This is a genomic window from Rhizobium sp. M1 (genome assembly GCF_002531805.1).
GTDB classification, from domain to species: Bacteria; Pseudomonadota; Alphaproteobacteria; order Rhizobiales; family Rhizobiaceae; genus Rhizobium; species Rhizobium etli_C.
Window position 1 is genome coordinate 290360 of the sequence record NZ_NWSW01000007.1, and the last position, 18243, is coordinate 308602.

Here is an 18243-nt window from a genome sequence, read left to right on the forward strand (position 1 = left end):
GGAGGCGAAATGGCAGAGGCAGCAGTGGACCGGAGTTCAACATCCGGCTTGGGTCCGGCTGGCAAGCCATTTTCCACCTTCGAACGCCTCGTGGCCTGGCGCTATCTGCGCGCCCGGCGCAAGGAAGCCTTCATCTCGGTCATCGCCGGCTTCTCCTTCGTCGGCATCATGCTCGGCGTCGCGACGCTGATCATCGTCATGGCGGTGATGAACGGCTTCCGCACCGAGCTCGTCTCGCGCATCCTCGGCATCAACGGCCACATGATCGTCCAGCCGGTCGATGGTCCCTTCACCGATTATCCCGACCTTGCCAGCAGGCTCGCCGCCGTGCCCGGCGTCAAGATGGCGCTGCCTTTGGTGGAGGGGCAGGTGCTTGCTTCCGCCCAGGCCGGCGGCAGCACCGGCGCCCTGGTGCGCGGCGCCCGCGCCGAAGACCTGACCAAGCTCAAGACGATCTCCGACAACATCAAATCCGGCGACATGGTGGGCTATGCCTCCGGCGAGGGCGTGCTGATCGGCACCCGCATGGCCGACCAGCTGGGTCTGCGCGTCGGCGACCTCATCACGCTGACCTCGCCGGAAGGTGACGTCACGCCGATGGGCGTCAACCCGCGCGTCAAATCCTACAAGATCTCCGGGCTGTTCGAGATCGGCATGTCGGAATATGATTCCTCGATCATCTTCATGCCGCTCGAGGAAGCGCAGCTCTATTTCAATGCGGCGGGGCTCGTGCAGTCGATCGAGCTCTTCGTCGATCATCCCGATGATATCGACGCTCTGCGGCCGAAGGTGGAAGAGGCGGCCGGTCGCCAGATCAACCTGACCGACTGGCGCCAGCGCAATCAGACCTTCTTCTCGGCGCTGCAGGTCGAGCGCAACGTCATGTTCATGATCCTGACGCTGATCGTGCTGGTGGCGGCGCTGAACATCATCTCCGGCCTCATCATGCTGGTGAAGGACAAGGGCAGCGATATCGCCATTCTGCGCACGATGGGCGCCAGCGCCGGCGCCATCATGCGCATCTTCTTCATGACCGGGGCGGCGATCGGTATCGTCGGCACCATCGCCGGCGTGCTGCTCGGCGTCCTCGTCTGCGTCAACATCGAATCCATCCGCCAGTTCTTCTCCTGGATCTCAGGCACCGTGATCTTCAATCCGCAGGTCTATTTCCTCAGCCAGCTGCCGGCCGAGATGGATCTCAGCGAAACGATTTCGGTCGTGGTCATGGCGCTCAGCCTCTCCTTCATCGCCACCATCTTCCCGGCATGGCGCGCCTCCAGGCTCGATCCGGTGCAGGCCCTGCGCTACGAATAAGGAATGCCGCATTCATGAATCGCAACGTCGTCCTCAAGCTTACCGGCGTCGAGCGCCATTACGGGCAGGGCGATACGCTGCTCTCGATCCTGAAGGGTGCGGATTTCTCGCTGTCGAAAGGCGAGATCGTCGCCCTTGTCGCGCCCTCGGGCACGGGCAAGTCGACGCTACTGCATGTCGCCGGTCTGCTCGAGCATCCCGACGGCGGCGAAGTCACCATCAACGGCCATGCCTGTGACGGGCTGAGCGACGAGAAGCGCACGGCGATCCGTCGCCGCGAGATCGGCTTCGTCTATCAGTTCCATCACCTCCTGCCGGAATTTTCGGCGCTCGAAAACATCATGATGCCACAGCTGATCGCCGGCCTGTCCTGGAAGGAGGCCGGAGAGCGGGCCGGCCAGCTTCTCGACTATATGCGCATCGGCCATCGCGGCTCGCACCGTCCGGCCGAACTGTCAGGTGGCGAGCAGCAGCGCGTTGCGATCGCCCGCGCCGTCGCCAATGCGCCGACCCTGCTTCTGGCCGACGAGCCGACCGGTAATCTCGACCCGGAAACAGCAAGCTACGTCTTCGACGCGCTGGAGGCTCTGGTGCGCCAGTCCGGCCTCGCGGCCCTGATCGCCACGCACAACCACGAACTCGCCCGCCGCATGGATCGGCGCGTGACGATCTCCGACGGCAAGGTCGTCGATTTCTGATCGATGTCGCCCGGACGTGCGCAGCGATTCCGGGATACGGACGAAGAGATGACGCGTCTGGCGGCAGGTTCGAATCGACCCGCCTCCGGATCCGTCAGGGGATGATCAGGCCGCCGCGATAGTCGAGCGCGTAAGCCTTGCGTCCGTCGACCACGATGCATTCATGACCGCTGAACCGTTCACAGCCGCCTTCGCTGCGATCGACATAGCGGCCGAACGGATGGTCGAATTCCATTCCGCCGAGAAAGCGGCCCTGCCGGTACATGGCAGAAAGCGCCGCCTTGATCACAGTTCCCGCTGCGCTGGCATCGATGAGATCGGGCGCAATGACCCAGCCGAAATAATTCATCGCCCAGATCGGCTCGTCGGCAAACCACACCACCTCCTGTCCGGCGAAGTCGGTGCCGCCGAAATAGCTGTCGAGATAGCGCCAGTCGCCGCGCTCATAGCCGATATCGTGAGACCCCGGCCGGCAGGGCGGGCGCGGCACGCCGCCGCCGACATAGCTGGCAGCTTTGGCTTCGACGACGAATTCGTTCAGCATCGCTGTCTCGGGCATAGGGTCCTCCTGACTCATTAGTTGGGATATAGCAGGATGTGCAGAACATAAACAGAACAAATGCGGGGGAGCCTTTGTCGTCGGCGGGATGTGTCCACGTTCTTTGCGGCACCGGGGCCGGCGAGGCCGCGGCTCGGCATCTCAAGCCCGTCGCCGAAGCTTTCACCGAATCGTTGCGTCGCCGGGGTGTTTTTCAAACGCAAGCAGGAAGGAAAAGATTCCTGTTGACATCGGAACATAGATCGAACAAATTGAAAACATAACGAGTAAAGGAGAGCCAAATGACTGACATGATCCGTGATATCGCAGCATTCACCTCCATCGCAATGTTCGTTGCCAGCTTCTCGCTCATCGTCATCGCGATCTAAAGTTTTCAGGGGACTGCATGGCCATCATGTGGTTCGAACACGGGACTTCTTCTGGACATCATTGCCCTCCATGCCGACAATGCGTCTGATTCATTCGGTGATTGGGAAGGCATGTCATGGCGGATACGGTAAAGGCTTCGACGGGTGAGGTGATCGGCGACACGCCGGGCTTCATTCACCTGAGAGTCCATTCCGCCTATTCGCTTCTCGAAGGCGCGCTGCCGCTGAAGAAGATTCTCTACAAGGCGGCCGGAGACAATCAGCCGGCCATCGCCATTACCGACACCAACAATCTGTTCGTCGCCCTCGAATTCTCGCAGAAGGCAATGGACGACGGGCTGCAGCCGATCATCGGCTGCCAGGTCTCGATCGACATGGAAGACGGGCTGGAGACCGAAAAACGCGGCGGCCAGCAGGCATTGGTCAAGCTGCCGTCGATCGTTCTTCTCGCAGCGACGGAGGCCGGTTACGAAAGGCTGGTCGACCTCATCAGCCGCGCCTATCTCGGCGGTGAAGGCAATCAGGCCGTCCATGTCCGATCCTCCTGGCTGGAGGAGGCGGGCACGGAAGGGCTGATCGCCTTGACCGGCGCCCTGACGGGGCCGGTCGACGGAGCGATCAGGGAGGGCCATTCCGCCCAGGCCGAAGCGCGGCTGCTCATGCTCAAGCGTCTCTTCGGCGACCGGCTCTATGTCGAGCTGCAGCGGCATGGCACCTACGACAAGCGGCACGAGCAGAAGATCATCGGGCTCGCCTATGCCCACGATCTGCCGCTGGTCGCGACCAACGAGGCCTTCTTTCCGACACGCGACGATTACGACGCCCATGATGCGCTGATGGCCGTTGCCCATAATGCCATCGTTTCCGACGACAGCCGCTTTCGCCTGACGCCGGATCACTACCTGAAGAGCCGCGCCGAAATGGCCAAGCTCTTTGCCGATTTGCCGGAAGCGCTGGAGAACACGATCGAGATCGCCAAGCGCTGCTCCTTCGTATTGAAGACGCGCAAACCGATCCTGCCGCGCTTCACGGGTGCGACCGACGACGCCGAGGAGGCCGAACGCGCCGAGGCGGGTGAATTGCGCCGCCAGGCGGTCGAAGGGCTGGACATGCGGCTTTCGACCCTCGGCATGTCGCCGGGTTATGAGGAAAAGGATTATCGCGAGCGGCTGGAATTCGAGCTCAGCGTCATCGAACGCATGCGCTTTCCCGGCTACTTCCTGATCGTTGCCGACTTCATCAAATGGGCCAAGCAGCATGACATTCCGGTTGGTCCCGGCCGCGGTTCGGGCGCCGGTTCGCTGGTCGCCTACGCGCTGACGATCACCGACGTCGATCCCTTGCGGTTTTCGCTGCTGTTCGAACGCTTCCTCAATCCGGAACGCGTGTCGATGCCGGACTTCGACATCGACTTCTGCCAGGACCGCCGCGAAGAGGTGATCCGATACGTCCAGGCCAAGTACGGCCGCGAACAGGTGGCCCAGATCATCACCTTCGGTTCGCTGCAGGCGCGCGCAGCGCTGCGCGACGTCGGCCGCGTGCTGGAGATGCCCTACGGCCAGGTCGACAAGATCTGCAAACTCGTGCCGAACAATCCGGCCAATCCGACGCCGCTCTCCAAGGCGATCGAGGAGGAGCCGAAGCTGCAGGAGGAGGCAGCCAAGGAGCCGGTGGTCGCGCGCCTGCTCGATATCGCTCAGAAGATCGAGGGGCTTTACCGCCATGCCTCGACCCATGCCGCCGGTATCGTCATCGGCGACCGGCCGTTGTCCAAGCTGGTGCCGATGTATCGCGATCCGCGCTCCGACATGCCGGTCACCCAGTTCAACATGAAATGGGTGGAGCAGGCGGGCCTGGTCAAATTCGACTTCCTCGGCCTGAAGACGCTGACCGTCCTGAAGGTCGCCGTCGATTTCGTCGCCAAGCGCGGCATCAGTGTCGACCTTGCGGCCATTCCCCTGGACGACAAGAAGACCTACGAGATGCTGTCACGCGGCGAGACGGTCGGCGTGTTCCAGGTGGAAAGTGCCGGCATGCGCAAGGCGCTGATCGGCATGAGGCCGGACTGCATCGAGGACATCATCGCGCTGGTGGCGCTCTATCGTCCGGGCCCGATGGAGAACATCCCGACCTACAACGCCCGCAAGCACGGTGACGAAGAGCTGGAATCGATCCATCCGATGATCGACCACCTGCTCAAGGAAACTCAAGGGGTTATCGTCTATCAGGAACAGGTGATGCAGATCGCCCAGGTCCTGTCCGGTTATTCGCTCGGAGAAGCCGATCTTTTGCGCCGCGCCATGGGTAAGAAGATCAAGGCCGAGATGGACCAGCAGCGCGAACGCTTCGTCGATGGCGCCGTCAAGAATGGCGTATCGAAGCCGCAAGCCGACAATATCTTCGAACTGCTGGCGAAGTTCGCCAATTACGGCTTCAACAAGTCGCATGCCGCCGCCTATGCCATCGTCTCCTACCAGACGGCCTATATGAAAGCGCATTATCCGGTCGAATTCCTCGCCGCCTCGATGACGCTCGACATGTCCAACACCGAAAAGGTCAACGATTTCCGCCAGGACGCCAAGCGCCTCGGCATCGAGGTGATCGCCCCGTCGGTGCAGACTTCCTTCCGCCAGTTCGAAACCGGCGACAACCGCATCTATTATGCGCTCGCCGCTCTCAAGGGCGTCGGCGAATCCGCCGTCGACCATATCGTCGAGGTGCGCGGCGACAAGCCCTTTGCCGGCATCGAGGATTTCTGCCTGCGCATCGATCCGCGCCAGGTCAACCGCCGCGTGCTGGAAAGCCTGATCTTTGCCGGTGCCTTCGACTGCTTCGGCACCGACCGCGCCCAGCTTTCAGCCGGGCTCGACCGTATCCTTGGTTATGCCCAGCGGGCGCAGGAAAACAAGTTGAGCGGTCAGTCGGATATTTTCGGCAGCACCCTGACGTCGGGGCCTGAGAAGATTGCCCTGCCGCCGTTTTCGCCCTGGCTTGCCTCGGAGCGGCTGCTGAAAGAATTCCAGGTGCTGGGTTTCTATCTCACCGCCCACCCGCTCGATTCCTACAGTAATATCCTGCAGAAGATGCGGGTGCAGACCTTCGCCGAATTTTCCGCAGCGATCAAACAGGGCGCGTCCAATGCGCGCCTTGCCGGCACCGTCATCTCCAAGCAGGAGCGCAAGACCCGCACCGGCAACAAGATGGGCATCATCGTCTTTTCGGATTCGTCGGGCCAGTTCGAAGCCGTGCTGTTTTCGGAAATGCTGAACCAGTACCGCGACATGTTGGAGTCCGGAAAATCCTTCCTGCTGACCGCGACCGGCGAGGAGCGGCCGGAGGGCATCGGTCTGCGCATCCAGACGATCCAGTCGCTGGAGGAAAAGTCGCTGCAGATGCAGAAGGCGCTGCGCGTCTATATCAGAGATTCCGGGCCGCTGAAAATGGTCGCCGGTCATCTGAACGCCAAGGGCGACGGCCTGGTTTCCTTCATCGTCATCAAGGAAGAGGGCAAGCGCGAGGTCGAAGTGGCGCTGCCGGAGAAATACCGCATCACCCCGGAGATCGCCGCCGCCCTTCGCGCTGCCCCCGGCGTCGTCGACGTCGAGCTTGTGTGATCGCGACGCGGATCGCCCGGGGCGAAGTTGGATCGCCGGGGGTAATGCACCTCACCTTGGGTGACGCTCCTCGCCCCGGGGTGATGGCCGTCAGCCGCGGGTGATGGTGATGAAATTCGTGCCTTCGCCGGTCTCCCGGCCGAGGCCGGTATCGGAGATCGTCAGCGTCGAGCCGGGCGCGATCAGCGCGTCGATCTTGCGGCGGGTCTCGTCGGGGATGGAAATCCGGCTCAGCGAACGGGCAATCGGCTTGCCGGTGACGATCGAGCCTTCCTGATTGCTGATCCCGAGCCGCTTCATCGTTTCGCGGGAGAGATTGTTTTCGAGGGTGATGCCGAGCCAGTCCGCCGTGCCGGCCTTTTCATCGGCCGCGTGCAGGGTGAAGAAATGCGTGCCGAGCGCCAGCCCCGGATCGGCGATCGTCACCGGCGCCTCGAAGACCGGCTTGAACGCCCTCCGCACCATGATGACGCCGTTCGCTGGCTCGCCCTTGCCGGCCGCGGCATAGACGGCTTTTAGCAGCCTGTCGGAGATCAGGCTCCTGTCGCCGGCAAATTCCGCCGGACGCAGCGTCCTAAAGGCCGTGACCGCCTGCACGGTCGCCGGGCCGAGCAAGCCGTCCGGATCGCCGGCGGAAAAACCGAGCTGGTTGAGAAGGGTCTGAATGTCGATCACCGTCTCGCGCAGCGTCCGGCGCGTGATGAGCATGCTGATCGGCTCGGTTGGCGGCTCGGCTTGATGCGTTGCAAGCGGCTGCACCATCGGCATCGGCATGGCGGCGGTATCGTTCATCGCCACCTGCACCGGCTTTTGCGGGCTGTCGGGCATGGATGGCCGCAGTTCGACATCCGAAAACAGCGGCATCGCCGCCGGCGCATCGGGATGGAAAAGCGTCGGATGGTCGATCGGCTGCGGCGCCAGCTCGCCGTCGCTGATGATGACGGGGATGCCGGCCTCGGTCATCCCATAGAGCATTTTCGCAAAGGCGCCGGGCATGCGCACGCAGCCGTGCGAGGCCGGATAACGCGGCACGGAATTCGATTCATGCAGGGCGATGCCAGACCAGGTCAGCCTTTGCATGAAGGGCATCGGGGCGGCGGAATAGAGATTGGATTCGTGGTATTTCCGCTTTTCGAGCACCGAGAAAATGCCGCTCGGCGTCGTGTGGCCGTCCTTGCCGGTCGAGACCTTCGAGGTCGCGACGACCTCGGTGCCGTCATAGACCGCAAGCGACTGCTTGTCCTTCGAAACGAAGATCTGCAGCGTGCGCACATCCGCGGCAAAAGCAGGGTGCACGAGTGCGGTGGCCGACAGCAAGCCGAGGCCGAAGACGAAACGCGAGACCATGATACCCAACCATACGCAATACTGGTCCGGCACATTATGGGACGAAGTTTAAGGAAGATTTTATAGGCTGAGCCAGTTGGCCGCCTCACGTGTTAAAGCATGTCTCGCAAAAGTGTGCGCGGTTTTGCGGTAAAGACATGCGAGAAAATAAACACCTAAAGTGTGAGAAGCGAATCTGAAAGATCGCGACACGCTTTAGCGATCGCGCTTGTTGCTGCCGAAGGTGTAGCCGGTCTCGACCGTGTTCTTGCCGAACTTGTCGCGCAGCTTGTCCATCGCCGCTTCGGCGGCCGCCCGCCGACCCGACTGCCGGTCGATGAGATCGGGCGGATCGGCGCGGGCAGCATCGCCGAGGTCGGTGACGCCGATGCCGATCAGGCGGAATTTCGTGCCGTCCGTCTCCTTTTCGAGGAGCTCGAGCCCGATGCGGAAGATCCTGTCGGCCAGCTGGGTCGGGTCCTCGAGCTTGCGGTTGCGGGTGCGCGTCTTGAAGTCGGCGCTCTTCATCTTCAGCACGACGGTGTGGCCGGCGATGTCGCCTTTCTTCAGGCGCCATGAGACCTTTTCGGAAAGATTGCGCAGGATCGGCACCAGGTCGTCGTAGCGCGAGATGTCGTCGAAGAAGGTCGTCTCGGCCGAGACGCTCTTGGCGGCATCGTTGAGGTGCACCTCGCGGTCGTCGATGCCGCGCGACAGGCGGGCGAGCCGCTGGCCGATGCTGCCGTAGCGGCGCATCAGGTCGTTCTCCTCCATCTGCTGCAACTGGCTGATGGTGCGGATGCCATCCGCTTCCAGCGTCGCGGCAAGGGCCTTGCCGACACCCCAGATCGTGGTGACGGGTCGCGGCGCCAGGAATTCGACCGCTTCCTCGCGGCCGATGACGGAAAAGCCGCGTGGCTTCTGCAGGTCGGAGGCGACCTTGGCGAGGAATTTGCAATAGGAAAGCCCGACCGAGACGGTAATGCCAATCTCCCTTTCGACGCGCCGGGCGAATTTGGCGAGCGTGCGCGCCGGCGGGTCGTGATGCAGTCGCTCGGTGCCGCCAAGTTCCAGAAAGGCTTCGTCGATCGACAGCGGCTGTACCAGCGGCGTCAGATCCTGCATCAGCGTCCGCACCTGGCGCCCGACCCGGACATATTTCTCCATATCAGGACGAATGACGACGGCCTGAGGGCACGCCTCCAGCGCCTTGAACATCGGCATTGCCGAGCGCACGCCGTGGATGCGGGCGATGTAGCAGGCGGTGGAGACGACGCCGCGTTTGCCGCCGCCGATGATCACGGGCTTGTCGGCAAGCTCAGGATTGTCGCGCTTCTCGACAGCCGCGTAGAAGGCGTCGCAATCGATATGCGCAAGCGTCAGTGCATGGAGCTCGCGATGGCGCACCAGACGCGGACTGCCGCAGGATACGCAACGGCGCGCCTCGCCCTTCTGCTCGGCAAGGCAGTCGCGACAGAAGCCGGGTGTCTTGTCAGGCGCGGGCGTCATGGTGAGAACAAAGGTTGAACGTTGCGACACTACGCCTTAAGCTGACGAGTCTCAAGAGAGGCGGGGAGCTTTGCCTTGGATAACGATCTTCGTTTCGAGCCGGTGACGGCGGAACGCTGGGGCGACTTCGAAACCCTGTTCGGGCCGCAGGGCGCTTTCTACAATTGCTGGTGCGTGGCGCTGCGTCTGCCGCATGCGGTGAGGACGAAAATGGCGGCCGACGAGCGCAAGGCGCATATGCAGGAGCGGATCGCGGCAGGGCCGCCGCCGGGCATCCTCTGTTATGCCGCTGGCGAGCCGGTCGCCTGGGTGCAGGTCGGGCCGCGCCACGACGTGCCGCAGTTCAATTCGCCGCGCACCGTTTCGCGGCCGCTGGAAGAGGGCGATGCGCATGATCCGTCGATCTGGGCCGTCAGCTGCTTCTTCCTGCTGCCCAGGCTGCGCGGCAAGGGAATGAGCCATCGGCTGCTCGCCGGCGCGATCGATCACGCCAGGCGCCAGGGCGCACGGCTGCTGGAAGCCTGTCCGATCGACCACGTGAAGCAGTCGAAATCCGTGACGCTCTGCATCGGTTCGACGGCGATCTTTGATGCGGCCGGGTTCGAGACTGTGGCAAGGCGCAAGGACGGACGGCCGCTCATGCGGCTGGAATTGCGCGACTGAACGTGCCGGAAAGGAAATGCGCGTCGATCAGTTCAGCGGCATGCGCCCAGTCGATGGCGCGGGTAATGTCGTCGGCCGCTGGCGGCGCGAAACGATGGACCGGTGAATCCGGCATCAGATGAATGAGCAGGCAATCGGCCACGTGTTCCCTGACGGAATGCAGATTGTGCGCCATATCATCGATGAATGCGACGGGAAAGGAGCGGCTGGCATGCAGCGCGTGGACGATCGGCCCCTTGGGCTGCTCGGTGGCAAGCAGCGGAAAGACCAGCCCGGCGCTGTCCAGCAGGCGGCGGCGCTGATCCTGGAATCGTGGCGGCATCGCCGTCAGGAAAAGGATATCGGCCGCCTGCGAAAGCCGGCCGAGCGTTTCGACGACGTGGTCGACCGGCGTCTGCCACAGTTCCTGCGCTTCGAAAAATTCTTCGATCAGTCGGCTGACCTGGTTGCCCTCGATCTCCGCACCGTCCGCTGTCGAGACGATGTTGCCGTGCAGCCGGAACGATCGCGGCAGGAACGCATGACCCAGGCTTTGAAGAAAAAGCTGGAACGGATCGATGAACTGCAGCACCACATCGTCGACGTCACAGACGATCAGCGGCCGCTCGCCGAGGCGGATATGCGAAATATCGAGGTCGGTCACGCTCAATATTCCCCGGAATCGAGACCCGGCGAGGAGAAATGCCGCCAGGCGGCGGTCACCGTCTCCGGGCTGAGGCCGCTCGCCGAGCAGAAGGCCATCGCCGTCGGTTCGTGGTTCATCAGGAAATCCATCATGCCGGAGAGGAAGCCGGGATCGTTGACGGCGCCGCGCACCTGTTCCGGCGCCACGCCGGTGAGCGCGAGGAAGCGGCCGAACATGTCGGGATCGCCGGCAAGCCAGCCGAGCACGGCGATCGCCGTCTCGTGCGGATCGGCCGCCAGTTGTTTCGAAGTCTTGAAGTTGCTTTGCATTTCGAGGGGTAAGTTACCTTTTCTTCAACCAAATACCGCTAGCGTGCGCTATCGGTTTCACGGAGCTCTTCATCCGCATGTGTCTTTCTCATGGGACGAACCGCTGCGCGAACGGACGTAGGGACAGCTTGTCATGCCCAAACAGGTGATGATTGTAGAAGATAACGAGCTCAACATGAAGCTCTTTCGCGACCTCATCGAGGCGTCTGGCTATACCACGATCCAGACGCGAAACGGCATGGAGGCGCTCGATCTGGCGCGCAAGCATCGCCCCGACCTCATCCTCATGGATATCCAGCTTCCCGAGGTCTCCGGCCTGGAAGTCACCAAATGGCTGAAGGAAGACGACGAGCTGCACGTGATTCCCGTCATCGCCGTCACGGCTTTCGCGATGAAGGGCGACGAGGAGCGCATCCGCCAGGGCGGCTGCGAGGCCTATGTTTCCAAGCCGATCTCGGTTCCGAAATTCATCGAGACGATCAAGACCTATCTGGGCGATGCCTGACGCATCGGAAAGACGCTTATGACTGCGCGAATACTGGTGGTTGACGATATTCCGGCCAACGTGAAGCTGCTCGAAGCGCGGCTGCTCGCGGAGTATTTCGACGTGATGACCGCCGCCGACGGCCACGAGGCGCTGGCAATCTGCGAGCGCAATCAGGTCGATCTGATCCTGCTCGACATCATGATGCCCGGTATCGATGGTTTCGAGGTCTGCGAGCGGCTGAAGGCCAGCCAGAAGACCGCCCATATCCCCGTCGTGATGGTCACAGCACTCGACCAGCCGGCCGACCGCGTGCGTGGCCTGAAGGCCGGCGCCGACGATTTCCTCACCAAACCGGTCAATGATCTGCAGCTGATCTCCCGGGTAAAGAGCCTGCTGCGGCTGAAAACGTTGAGCGATGAGCTGCGCATCCGCGCCGACACCGCCCATACGATGGGCATGGGTGATCTGATGCGGGCAGGCGAGGGCCGCGCCGACGAGGCCGGCCAGGTGCTGCTGGTCGATAGCCGCGCCAATTCGCAGGAACGCATCGTCAGGGCGCTGAAGCCCGTCGCCGATGTGCTTGCCCTCTCCGATCCGCAGGCAGCCCTTTTCGAAGCAGCCGAGAATGTCTTCGACCTCGTCATCGTCAACGCCAATTTCGACGATTACGATCCGCTTCGCCTCTGCTCGCAATTGCGATCGCTGGAGCGCACACGCTTCCTGCCGATCCTGATCATCACCGAGCAGGGGGCTGACGAGATGGTCGTGCGCGCCCTCGATCTCGGCGTCAACGATTACATCATCCGTCCCGTCGATCCGAACGAGCTGGTCGCCCGCAGCCTGACGCAGATCCGTCGCAAGCGCTACAACGACCGTCTGCGCGCCAGCGTCAAGCAGACGATCGAGCTTGCCGTGACCGATCCGCTGACCGGACTTTACAACAGGCGCTATCTCGACAATCACCTGAGTGTGCTCTTCAACCGCTCGATGGCGCGGGGCCGTCCGCTTTCGGTGCTGATCACCGATATCGACCGTTTCAAGCAGGTGAACGACACTTACGGCCATGACGGCGGCGACGAAGTCCTGCGCGAATTCGCAAACCGCGTCCGTTCGACCATCCGCGGCGCCGATCTTGCCTGCCGCTACGGCGGGGAAGAGTTCGTCGTTGCCATGCCGGACACATCGCCGGAAGTGGCCGCCGCTGTCGCCGAGCGCTTGCGCGCTGCGGTCGAGAGCGCCCCTTTCATGCTGAAGCACTCCGGAGAAGCGCTGAACGTCACCGCTTCCTTCGGCATCGCCTCGCGGATTGGCTCGGTGCTGACCCCGGACCAGTTGATGAAGCAGGCCGATCTTGCTCTTTACGAGGCCAAGAATACCGGCCGCAATCGTGTGGTTGCCGCGGCTGCCTGACGAATCACCCGTACGCTTTACGGCCATTTGCGGGTTTTCCACTGCCGTAAGCGAATTATTACCGATTTTTAAGCTTCGCCCACGCGACGCAGGCCGAAAATTTTGCAACTCGATAGCCCAAAAATGGACTCCAGGCGTTGCTGTGGATAACGGCGGCGTGCGACAGTTTCTGGAATGCCGGGCGGCGCTCGGAATGAAATGGGGACTATAAAAGAATGTCTGCTGACAAGAGGGTCAAATAGAGCGCGGCGGCGTCACCTCACGTAAGGGGAGGGGCGGCTTAAGTTATTAAGTTATATTGTCGAATTTCTTCTAGGCGTTCGGCACTAGGCTTCGGAGGCAAGCAGAGGCGGCAAATCTTTGTGTGTGCCAAAACTGGACTTTTAACCATAGAATCAAGCTAAGAAAATTCATCATTAAGAATTTGTTGATTTTCTTTCATTTCTGCGCAAATTATCGGCGTCATAACAGAAGCGCTCCCCTAGAGGAGCTGTCCGATACCCCATGATGCTCAGGTCCGCCGCATCTCCTGGGTCGTGGGGTCGGTCGGCTAGTAGGCAAGTCATAACGGTTCCTCGTGCCGTTTTGCATGCTGGCCGACCCCCTTTCAGGAAAACGCCGTCACTTCCCGAAGATGGAAGGGCGGCGTTTCTTGTTTGCGCTATCATCCCTCAAACGCGATCGTTCCGGACAATAAAAAACGCGCAACCCGAGGGCGCGCGCTTTTTTGAAATCCGTCAGGCCAAGTGATTACTTGATCTTGGTTTCCTTGAACTCGACATGCTTCTTAGCAATCGGGTCGTACTTCGTCTTCGTCATCTTGTCCGTCATCGTACGGCTGTTCTTCGTCGTGACGTAGAAGAAACCGGTGTCGGCTGTCGACAGCAGCTTGATCTTGATTGTTGTAGCCTTGGCCATGGTCGTCCTGCCTTTAAGAAAATGAAAGCCGTGGAAGCCGGATGGGGCTCCACGGCAAATTCTGGCGCGAAACTACGAATCCCGCCCGAAAAGTCAAGTCCGTTTTCGAATGAACATCAATCTGATGCCGGAAAGCATGGCGTAAAAGCCGAAGAAGGCGGCAATCGCCCAGGCAAAACCGTTATTTCCGGCGACATCGATCGCTGCGCCGATCGCCTGCGGCCCGGCCACGGTTCCCATCGCATAACAGAAGACGAAGGCGGCATTGGCCGCCGCAAGGTCGGAACCGGTCAGACGCGAGCCGAGATGGCTGAGGCCGACCGTATAGAGGCCGGAGACGCAGCCGCCCCAGAAAAGCAGGAGCCCGGCCATCAGCAGCCAGTTGTCGACCAGCAACGGCAGCATCATCGAGCCGATGAAGCCCATCAGCGCCATGCCGGCCAGAAGCGGCCGCTTGTCGGGGATGCGGTCCGAAAGCAGGCCGAGCGGGATCTGAAAGATGACGTTGCCGACGCCCATCATGGTCAGCAGAAGTGCTGCCTGCGATTCGGTAAAATGGGCGCGCACGGCAAAGATCGGGAAAAGCGACAGCCCGCCGGCTTCGACGGCGCCGAAGATGAAAACGGCCGCCGTCGCCGTCGGAACCAGGAAAACGTAGCGCATGAAATGCAGCTCCGGCTTTTCCTCGAGAACCGGGCTTTCGTAGCGGGCGATGAAGATCGGAATGGCGGCAAGCAGAATGGCGCCGGCGCCGACCAGGAAGGGGAAGATGCCGTCGCTGCCGAGCAACGAAAACAGCAGCGGTCCGGCGGCAAAGCCCAGCGAAAGCACGGTCGCATAAATGCCGAGAACGAATCCGCGCTTGGACGGCGGCGAGGCGGCGTTGATCCAGAATTCGGAGAGGATGAACAGCGTCGTCGTTGCGCCGTGGAAGGCGAAACGCAGCGGAAACCACATCCAGAAATCCTGGGCATAGTAGAAACCGAGCGCGCTCAGCGCTGAAATCACCACAGCCCAGAGCATTGTCGGCGCAACACCGTATATATGCGCGAGCTTGGTGGTAACGGGCGCGGCGGCCATCGCCGCAATGCCTGCCATCGCGGTATTGAGCCCGATCAGGGTCGATGAGATCCCGCGTTTTTCGAGGATGATGCTGAGCAGCGGAAGTCCGAGACCGATTGCGATGCCGACGGCTGATATCGACGAGATGGCTGCCACCAGAGAAGGCCAATGGATTTCTTCGAGATCGCCCGGTGTGCCGTTTCTCGGCTGAGACATTTATCCATCCTTAGAAAGCTTCGCGAGCGAATCGGCCGGTCGCTTCGCATAGAAAGACACGGACGTGCCAAATCCCGGTGACGAGCAGCGTTTCGCAGTATTTCCGATGTGAGTGACCGCCTGCGGAATGTAAAGCCTGTTCAGACAAGAAAAGCTTACCATGTCAAGTCGTTGAGGATCGACGACGCCCGCGTTCGGTAGTGGTCGGTGGAGGGCAGCCACTACACGTTAAATATGTCTGGAAGGTGAAGGCATTCAATCCGGCCGCCGGGGAAGGTCGTAATCATCGTGGTCATCGCTCTCCCCGCCGAAACCGTGCATGCGCAGCGCCCATTGCAGGCCGATGACGCCGCCTTTGATCGGCTGGATCGAGGCAAGCGCGGTGACGACGGTGATCGGCGCCCAGATGGCGAGATGAACCCATACCGGCAGAACGAAAGTCATGTCGGTCAACATGTAGCCACCGACGAGGACATGGCCGAGGACGAGGATGACGATATAGGGCGGCAGGTCGTCGGCGCGGTGATGATGCATCGCCTCGCCGCAGGCAGCGCAGTGATCGACCGGTTTCAGGAAAGCGCGAAAGAGCTTGCCGTCGCCGCAGGCCGGACAGCGGTTCATCAGCCCGCGCAGGATCGAGCGACGGAGCGGACGTTCGATCTCGGGCGTGCCCCCGTAGCGGACCGTCGGATCGGTCTGTGTGCCCATCGCATGTTCCTTTTCAGCCCGAAAATGTAGGGCTCCTGAATCAGGCTCGATGCCGTGAGATGCATTAACGCCGTCCGCGCGGCGGCCTCGTGCCGGGTTTCTTGCGGACCTCGCCTCTGTCGCGGCGGCCGGCCTTATGGACGGAGCGCACCGCCGTCGGCATCTCGCGCCCCTCGCTCAGCATTTCGAAACGCAACGCGCCGGCAAGCGGGATCGCCTCGGCAAGCTTCACGGTAACGCTGTCGCCGAGGCGATAGCCGAGCCCCGTGCGTTCACCCGAGAGCGCCTGATGCGCCTCATCATAGATGAAATAGTCGCTGCCGAGCGTCGATATAGGGACGAAACCATCGGCGCCATAGTCCGGCAGAGCGATGAAAAGCCCGGATTTCGTCACCCCCGAGACACGGCCGGCAAATTCCTCGCCGACCCGGGTGCTCAAGTGATGGGCGATCAGCCGGTCGATGGTCTCGCGCTCGGCTGCCATCGCCCGGCGCTCGAAGGTCGAAATTTCGGCGGCGATATCGTCGAGAGCGGCTTCTTCGTCCGGCGTGATGCCGCCCTCGCCGAAGCCGAGCGAGCCGACGAGCGCGCGATGCACGATGAGATCGGCGTAGCGGCGAATCGGTGAGGTGAAGTGGGCGTACTTCATCAGGTTGAGGCCGAAATGGCCGATATTCTCGGGGCTGTAGATCGCCTGGCTCTGCGAGCGCAGCACCATCTCGTTGACCATGGTTTGGTGCGCCGTGCCCTCCGCCTTCGCCAGAATGCCGTTGAAGCTGTTGGCGCGCACATTGCCGCCTTTGGCGAGCGAGATGCCGAGGGTCGCCAGGAACTCGCGCAGGACTTCCTGCTTGGCCAGCGTCGGGCCGTCATGGATGCGGTAGACCAGGGCCTGGCGCTTCTTTTCCAGCGTCTCGGCGGCGGCGACGTTCGCCTGGATCATCATCTCTTCGATCAGCTTGTGCGCGTCGAGCCGCGGCGGCACGAAGACACGATCGACCGTGCCGTCCGGCTTCAGCAGGATCTTGCGCTCCGGCATGTCGAGTTCCAGCGGCTGACGCCGGTCGCGTCCGCGTTTCATCACCTCATAGGCGTGCCAGAGCGGCTTCAGGATCGGCTCGAGCATCGGTCCGGTCTTGTCGTCGGGATTGCCGTCGATCGCTGCCTGCGCCTGCTGGTAGGAAAGCTTGGCGGCGCTCTTCATCATGATGCGATGAAACGTATGGCCGATCTTGCGGCCTTCGCCGGAGAAGCTCATGCGCACGGCAAGCGCGGGACGATCGACACCTTCCTTCAGCGAGCAGAGATCGTTGGAGATGCGCTCGGGCAGCATCGGTACCACCCGATCCGGGAAATAGACGGAGTTGCCGCGCTTCAGCGCCTCGCGGTCGAGCGGCGAATTGGGCCGGACATACCACGAGACGTCGGCGATCGCGACGGTGACGATGACGCCGCCGGGATTGTCGGGGGAGGAGTCGAGCTCGGCATAGACGGCGTCGTCATGATCCTTGGCGTCGGCGGGATCGATGGTGATCAGCGGCACGTCGCGCCAGTCCTCACGATGCGACATCGTCGCCGGTTTTGCCGCTTCCGCCTCGGCCATGACGGCGGGGGGAAAGACATGCGGGATGCCATGGGCATGGATGGCGATCATCGAGATCGCCTTTTCCGAGCCGACGGAGCCGACGACGGAGAGAACCTTGGCGCGCGGCAGGCCGAAGCGGCCGAGCCGGGCGACTTCGATCTCGACCAGGTCGCCATCCGCAGCACCGCCGGTGAAATCGGGATCGATCACCATCTCCTCGCCGCGCCGCTCGATCGGCAGCAGCCGACCGCCGCCGCCGGGCGCGGTGCGGAAAACCCCCATCGAGGCGCCGCGGCGCCTGTCGATCACCTTGATGATCCGCGCCGTATAGGCCGGCCCGCCGCGATCGACGGCCGGGAAGATCTTCGCCAGGATACGGTCGCCGAGGCCGGCGACGGGCGCCTTGCCCTTGCCCTGGCGGCCTGCCGGCGATTGCTGGCGAATGGCGACGGCAGGCGCGACACCCTGCTCCTCGGGCCATTCCGCCGGCCGGCCGATGAGATCGCCGTCCTTGTCGCGCGTGGTGATATCGAGAACGGTGACGGGCGGAAGGGCGCCGGGACGGATGAGCGACTTGCGGCTCTTCTGCAGCATGCCTTCCTGTTCGAGCTCCTGCAGCAGCTGCTTGAGCTCGACGCGGCTGTCGCCCTTCAGCCCGAAAGCCTTGGCGAGTTCACGCTTCGAGGCCTTCTGCGGATGATCGGCGATGAAGCGCAGGATCACCTCGCGCGAGGGCAGCGCGCCGTGGACGATGTTCAGCGGCTCGACGGCGGGAGCATCCTTGCCTGTGCGGCCGATCTTGCCCGGGCGCTTGCCCGCAGGGTTCGTTCTGTCGCGCGGTATCCTGCTCAC

The 18243-nt window shown here is 62.2% G+C and carries 15 protein-coding genes; 6 read left to right on the forward strand and 9 right to left on the reverse strand.

From position 1 onward, the window contains the following. The first annotated feature begins 9 nt into the window (after positions 1-9). On the forward strand, positions 10-1314 hold the full coding sequence (locus tag CO655_RS08885) for a lipoprotein-releasing ABC transporter permease subunit (protein WP_097581583.1): 1305 nt from the start codon (positions 10-12) through the stop codon (positions 1312-1314). A 14-nt stretch (positions 1315-1328) separates the two neighbouring features. Then, complete coding sequence (locus CO655_RS08890) at positions 1329-2012, forward strand: ABC transporter ATP-binding protein (RefSeq protein WP_097581582.1); 684 nt, start codon at positions 1329-1331, stop codon at positions 2010-2012. 94 nt (positions 2013-2106) lie between these two features. Here CO655_RS08890 and CO655_RS08895 read toward each other — a convergent pair whose 3' ends face one another. Then, the gene (locus tag CO655_RS08895) at positions 2107-2571 is read right to left on the reverse strand and encodes a DUF5680 domain-containing protein (protein ID WP_097606486.1); all 465 of its coding nucleotides are present in this window, start codon (positions 2569-2571) and stop codon (positions 2107-2109) included. Positions 2572-3055: 484 nt separating this feature from the next. Between CO655_RS08895 and dnaE the strand changes: the two genes are divergently transcribed. After that, on the forward strand, positions 3056-6553 hold the full coding sequence (gene dnaE / locus CO655_RS08900; protein ID WP_097606487.1) for a DNA polymerase III subunit alpha: 3498 nt from the start codon (positions 3056-3058) through the stop codon (positions 6551-6553). A gap of 90 nt (positions 6554-6643) precedes the next feature. Here the strand turns inward: dnaE and CO655_RS08905 are convergent, their stop codons facing one another. Both CO655_RS08905 and CO655_RS08910 read right to left on the reverse strand, forming a co-directional pair. Further along, the gene (locus CO655_RS08905; protein WP_097664390.1) at positions 6644-7900 is read right to left on the reverse strand and encodes a L,D-transpeptidase family protein; all 1257 of its coding nucleotides are present in this window, start codon (positions 7898-7900) and stop codon (positions 6644-6646) included. A 195-nt stretch (positions 7901-8095) separates the two neighbouring features. After that, the gene (locus CO655_RS08910; RefSeq protein WP_097664407.1) at positions 8096-9388 is read right to left on the reverse strand and encodes a DNA polymerase IV; all 1293 of its coding nucleotides are present in this window, start codon (positions 9386-9388) and stop codon (positions 8096-8098) included. 75 nt (positions 9389-9463) lie between these two features. Between CO655_RS08910 and CO655_RS08915 the strand changes: the two genes are divergently transcribed. Beyond that, positions 9464-10051, forward strand: a complete 588-nt coding sequence (locus CO655_RS08915) for a GNAT family N-acetyltransferase (RefSeq protein WP_097664391.1) — start codon at positions 9464-9466, stop codon at positions 10049-10051. Here CO655_RS08915 and CO655_RS08920 read toward each other — a convergent pair. Next, a complete protein-coding gene (locus tag CO655_RS08920) occupies positions 10026-10700 on the reverse strand; it encodes a hypothetical protein (RefSeq protein WP_170964984.1) in 675 nt (224 codons plus the stop codon). The genes CO655_RS08915 and CO655_RS08920 overlap by 26 nt on opposite strands. After that, positions 10697-11005, reverse strand: coding sequence for a DUF3572 domain-containing protein (locus tag CO655_RS08925; protein WP_010030555.1), 309 nt, complete (start codon positions 11003-11005; stop codon positions 10697-10699). The genes CO655_RS08920 and CO655_RS08925 overlap by 4 nt, the downstream gene beginning before the upstream one ends. Before the next feature lie 133 nt (positions 11006-11138). Here CO655_RS08925 and CO655_RS08930 point away from each other — a divergent pair, with 133 nt between their 5' ends. Beyond that, the gene (locus CO655_RS08930; protein ID WP_003547430.1) at positions 11139-11510 is read left to right on the forward strand and encodes a response regulator; all 372 of its coding nucleotides are present in this window, start codon (positions 11139-11141) and stop codon (positions 11508-11510) included. An 18-nt stretch (positions 11511-11528) separates the two neighbouring features. Then, positions 11529-12902: a PleD family two-component system response regulator gene (locus CO655_RS08935; protein ID WP_097664392.1), complete on the forward strand. Its 1374-nt coding sequence runs from the start codon at positions 11529-11531 to the stop codon at positions 12900-12902. Positions 12903-13652: 750 nt separating this feature from the next. Here CO655_RS08935 and rpmG read toward each other — a convergent pair. From rpmG to rnr, 4 genes are all read right to left on the reverse strand, one after another. Then, positions 13653-13820, reverse strand: coding sequence for a 50S ribosomal protein L33 (rpmG, locus tag CO655_RS08940; protein WP_003587245.1), 168 nt, complete (start codon positions 13818-13820; stop codon positions 13653-13655). 93 nt (positions 13821-13913) lie between these two features. Next, positions 13914-15098: an MFS transporter gene (locus CO655_RS08945; RefSeq protein ID WP_097581573.1), complete on the reverse strand. Its 1185-nt coding sequence runs from the start codon at positions 15096-15098 to the stop codon at positions 13914-13916. 255 nt (positions 15099-15353) lie between these two features. Next, positions 15354-15806: a DUF983 domain-containing protein gene (locus tag CO655_RS08950; protein WP_064682240.1), complete on the reverse strand. Its 453-nt coding sequence runs from the start codon at positions 15804-15806 to the stop codon at positions 15354-15356. Positions 15807-15870: 64 nt separating this feature from the next. Further along, positions 15871-18243, reverse strand: a complete 2373-nt coding sequence (rnr, locus tag CO655_RS08955; protein ID WP_097606493.1) for a ribonuclease R — start codon at positions 18241-18243, stop codon at positions 15871-15873.

Bases quoted from the DNA above. Each gene is read 5' to 3' on its own strand.
- rpmG (WP_003587245.1), bottom strand. From the start codon at position 13,820: ATGGCCAAGGCTACAACAATCAAGATCAAGCTGCTGTCGACAGCCGAC.
- CO655_RS08935 (WP_097664392.1), top strand. From the start codon at position 11,529: ATGACTGCGCGAATACTGGTGGTTGACGATATTCCGGCCAACGTGAAG.
- CO655_RS08905 (WP_097664390.1), bottom strand. From the start codon at position 7,900: ATGGTCTCGCGTTTCGTCTTCGGCCTCGGCTTGCTGTCGGCCACCGCA.
- CO655_RS08910 (WP_097664407.1), bottom strand. From the start codon at position 9,388: ATGACGCCCGCGCCTGACAAGACACCCGGCTTCTGTCGCGACTGCCTT.
- dnaE (WP_097606487.1), top strand. From the start codon at position 3,056: ATGGCGGATACGGTAAAGGCTTCGACGGGTGAGGTGATCGGCGACACG.
- CO655_RS08895 (WP_097606486.1), bottom strand. From the start codon at position 2,571: ATGCCCGAGACAGCGATGCTGAACGAATTCGTCGTCGAAGCCAAAGCT.
- CO655_RS08945 (WP_097581573.1), bottom strand. From the start codon at position 15,098: ATGTCTCAGCCGAGAAACGGCACACCGGGCGATCTCGAAGAAATCCAT.
- CO655_RS08950 (WP_064682240.1), bottom strand. From the start codon at position 15,806: ATGGGCACACAGACCGATCCGACGGTCCGCTACGGGGGCACGCCCGAG.
- CO655_RS08885 (WP_097581583.1), top strand. From the start codon at position 10: ATGGCAGAGGCAGCAGTGGACCGGAGTTCAACATCCGGCTTGGGTCCG.
- CO655_RS08930 (WP_003547430.1), top strand. From the start codon at position 11,139: ATGCCCAAACAGGTGATGATTGTAGAAGATAACGAGCTCAACATGAAG.
- CO655_RS08890 (WP_097581582.1), top strand. From the start codon at position 1,329: ATGAATCGCAACGTCGTCCTCAAGCTTACCGGCGTCGAGCGCCATTAC.
- CO655_RS08925 (WP_010030555.1), bottom strand. From the start codon at position 11,005: ATGCAAAGCAACTTCAAGACTTCGAAACAACTGGCGGCCGATCCGCAC.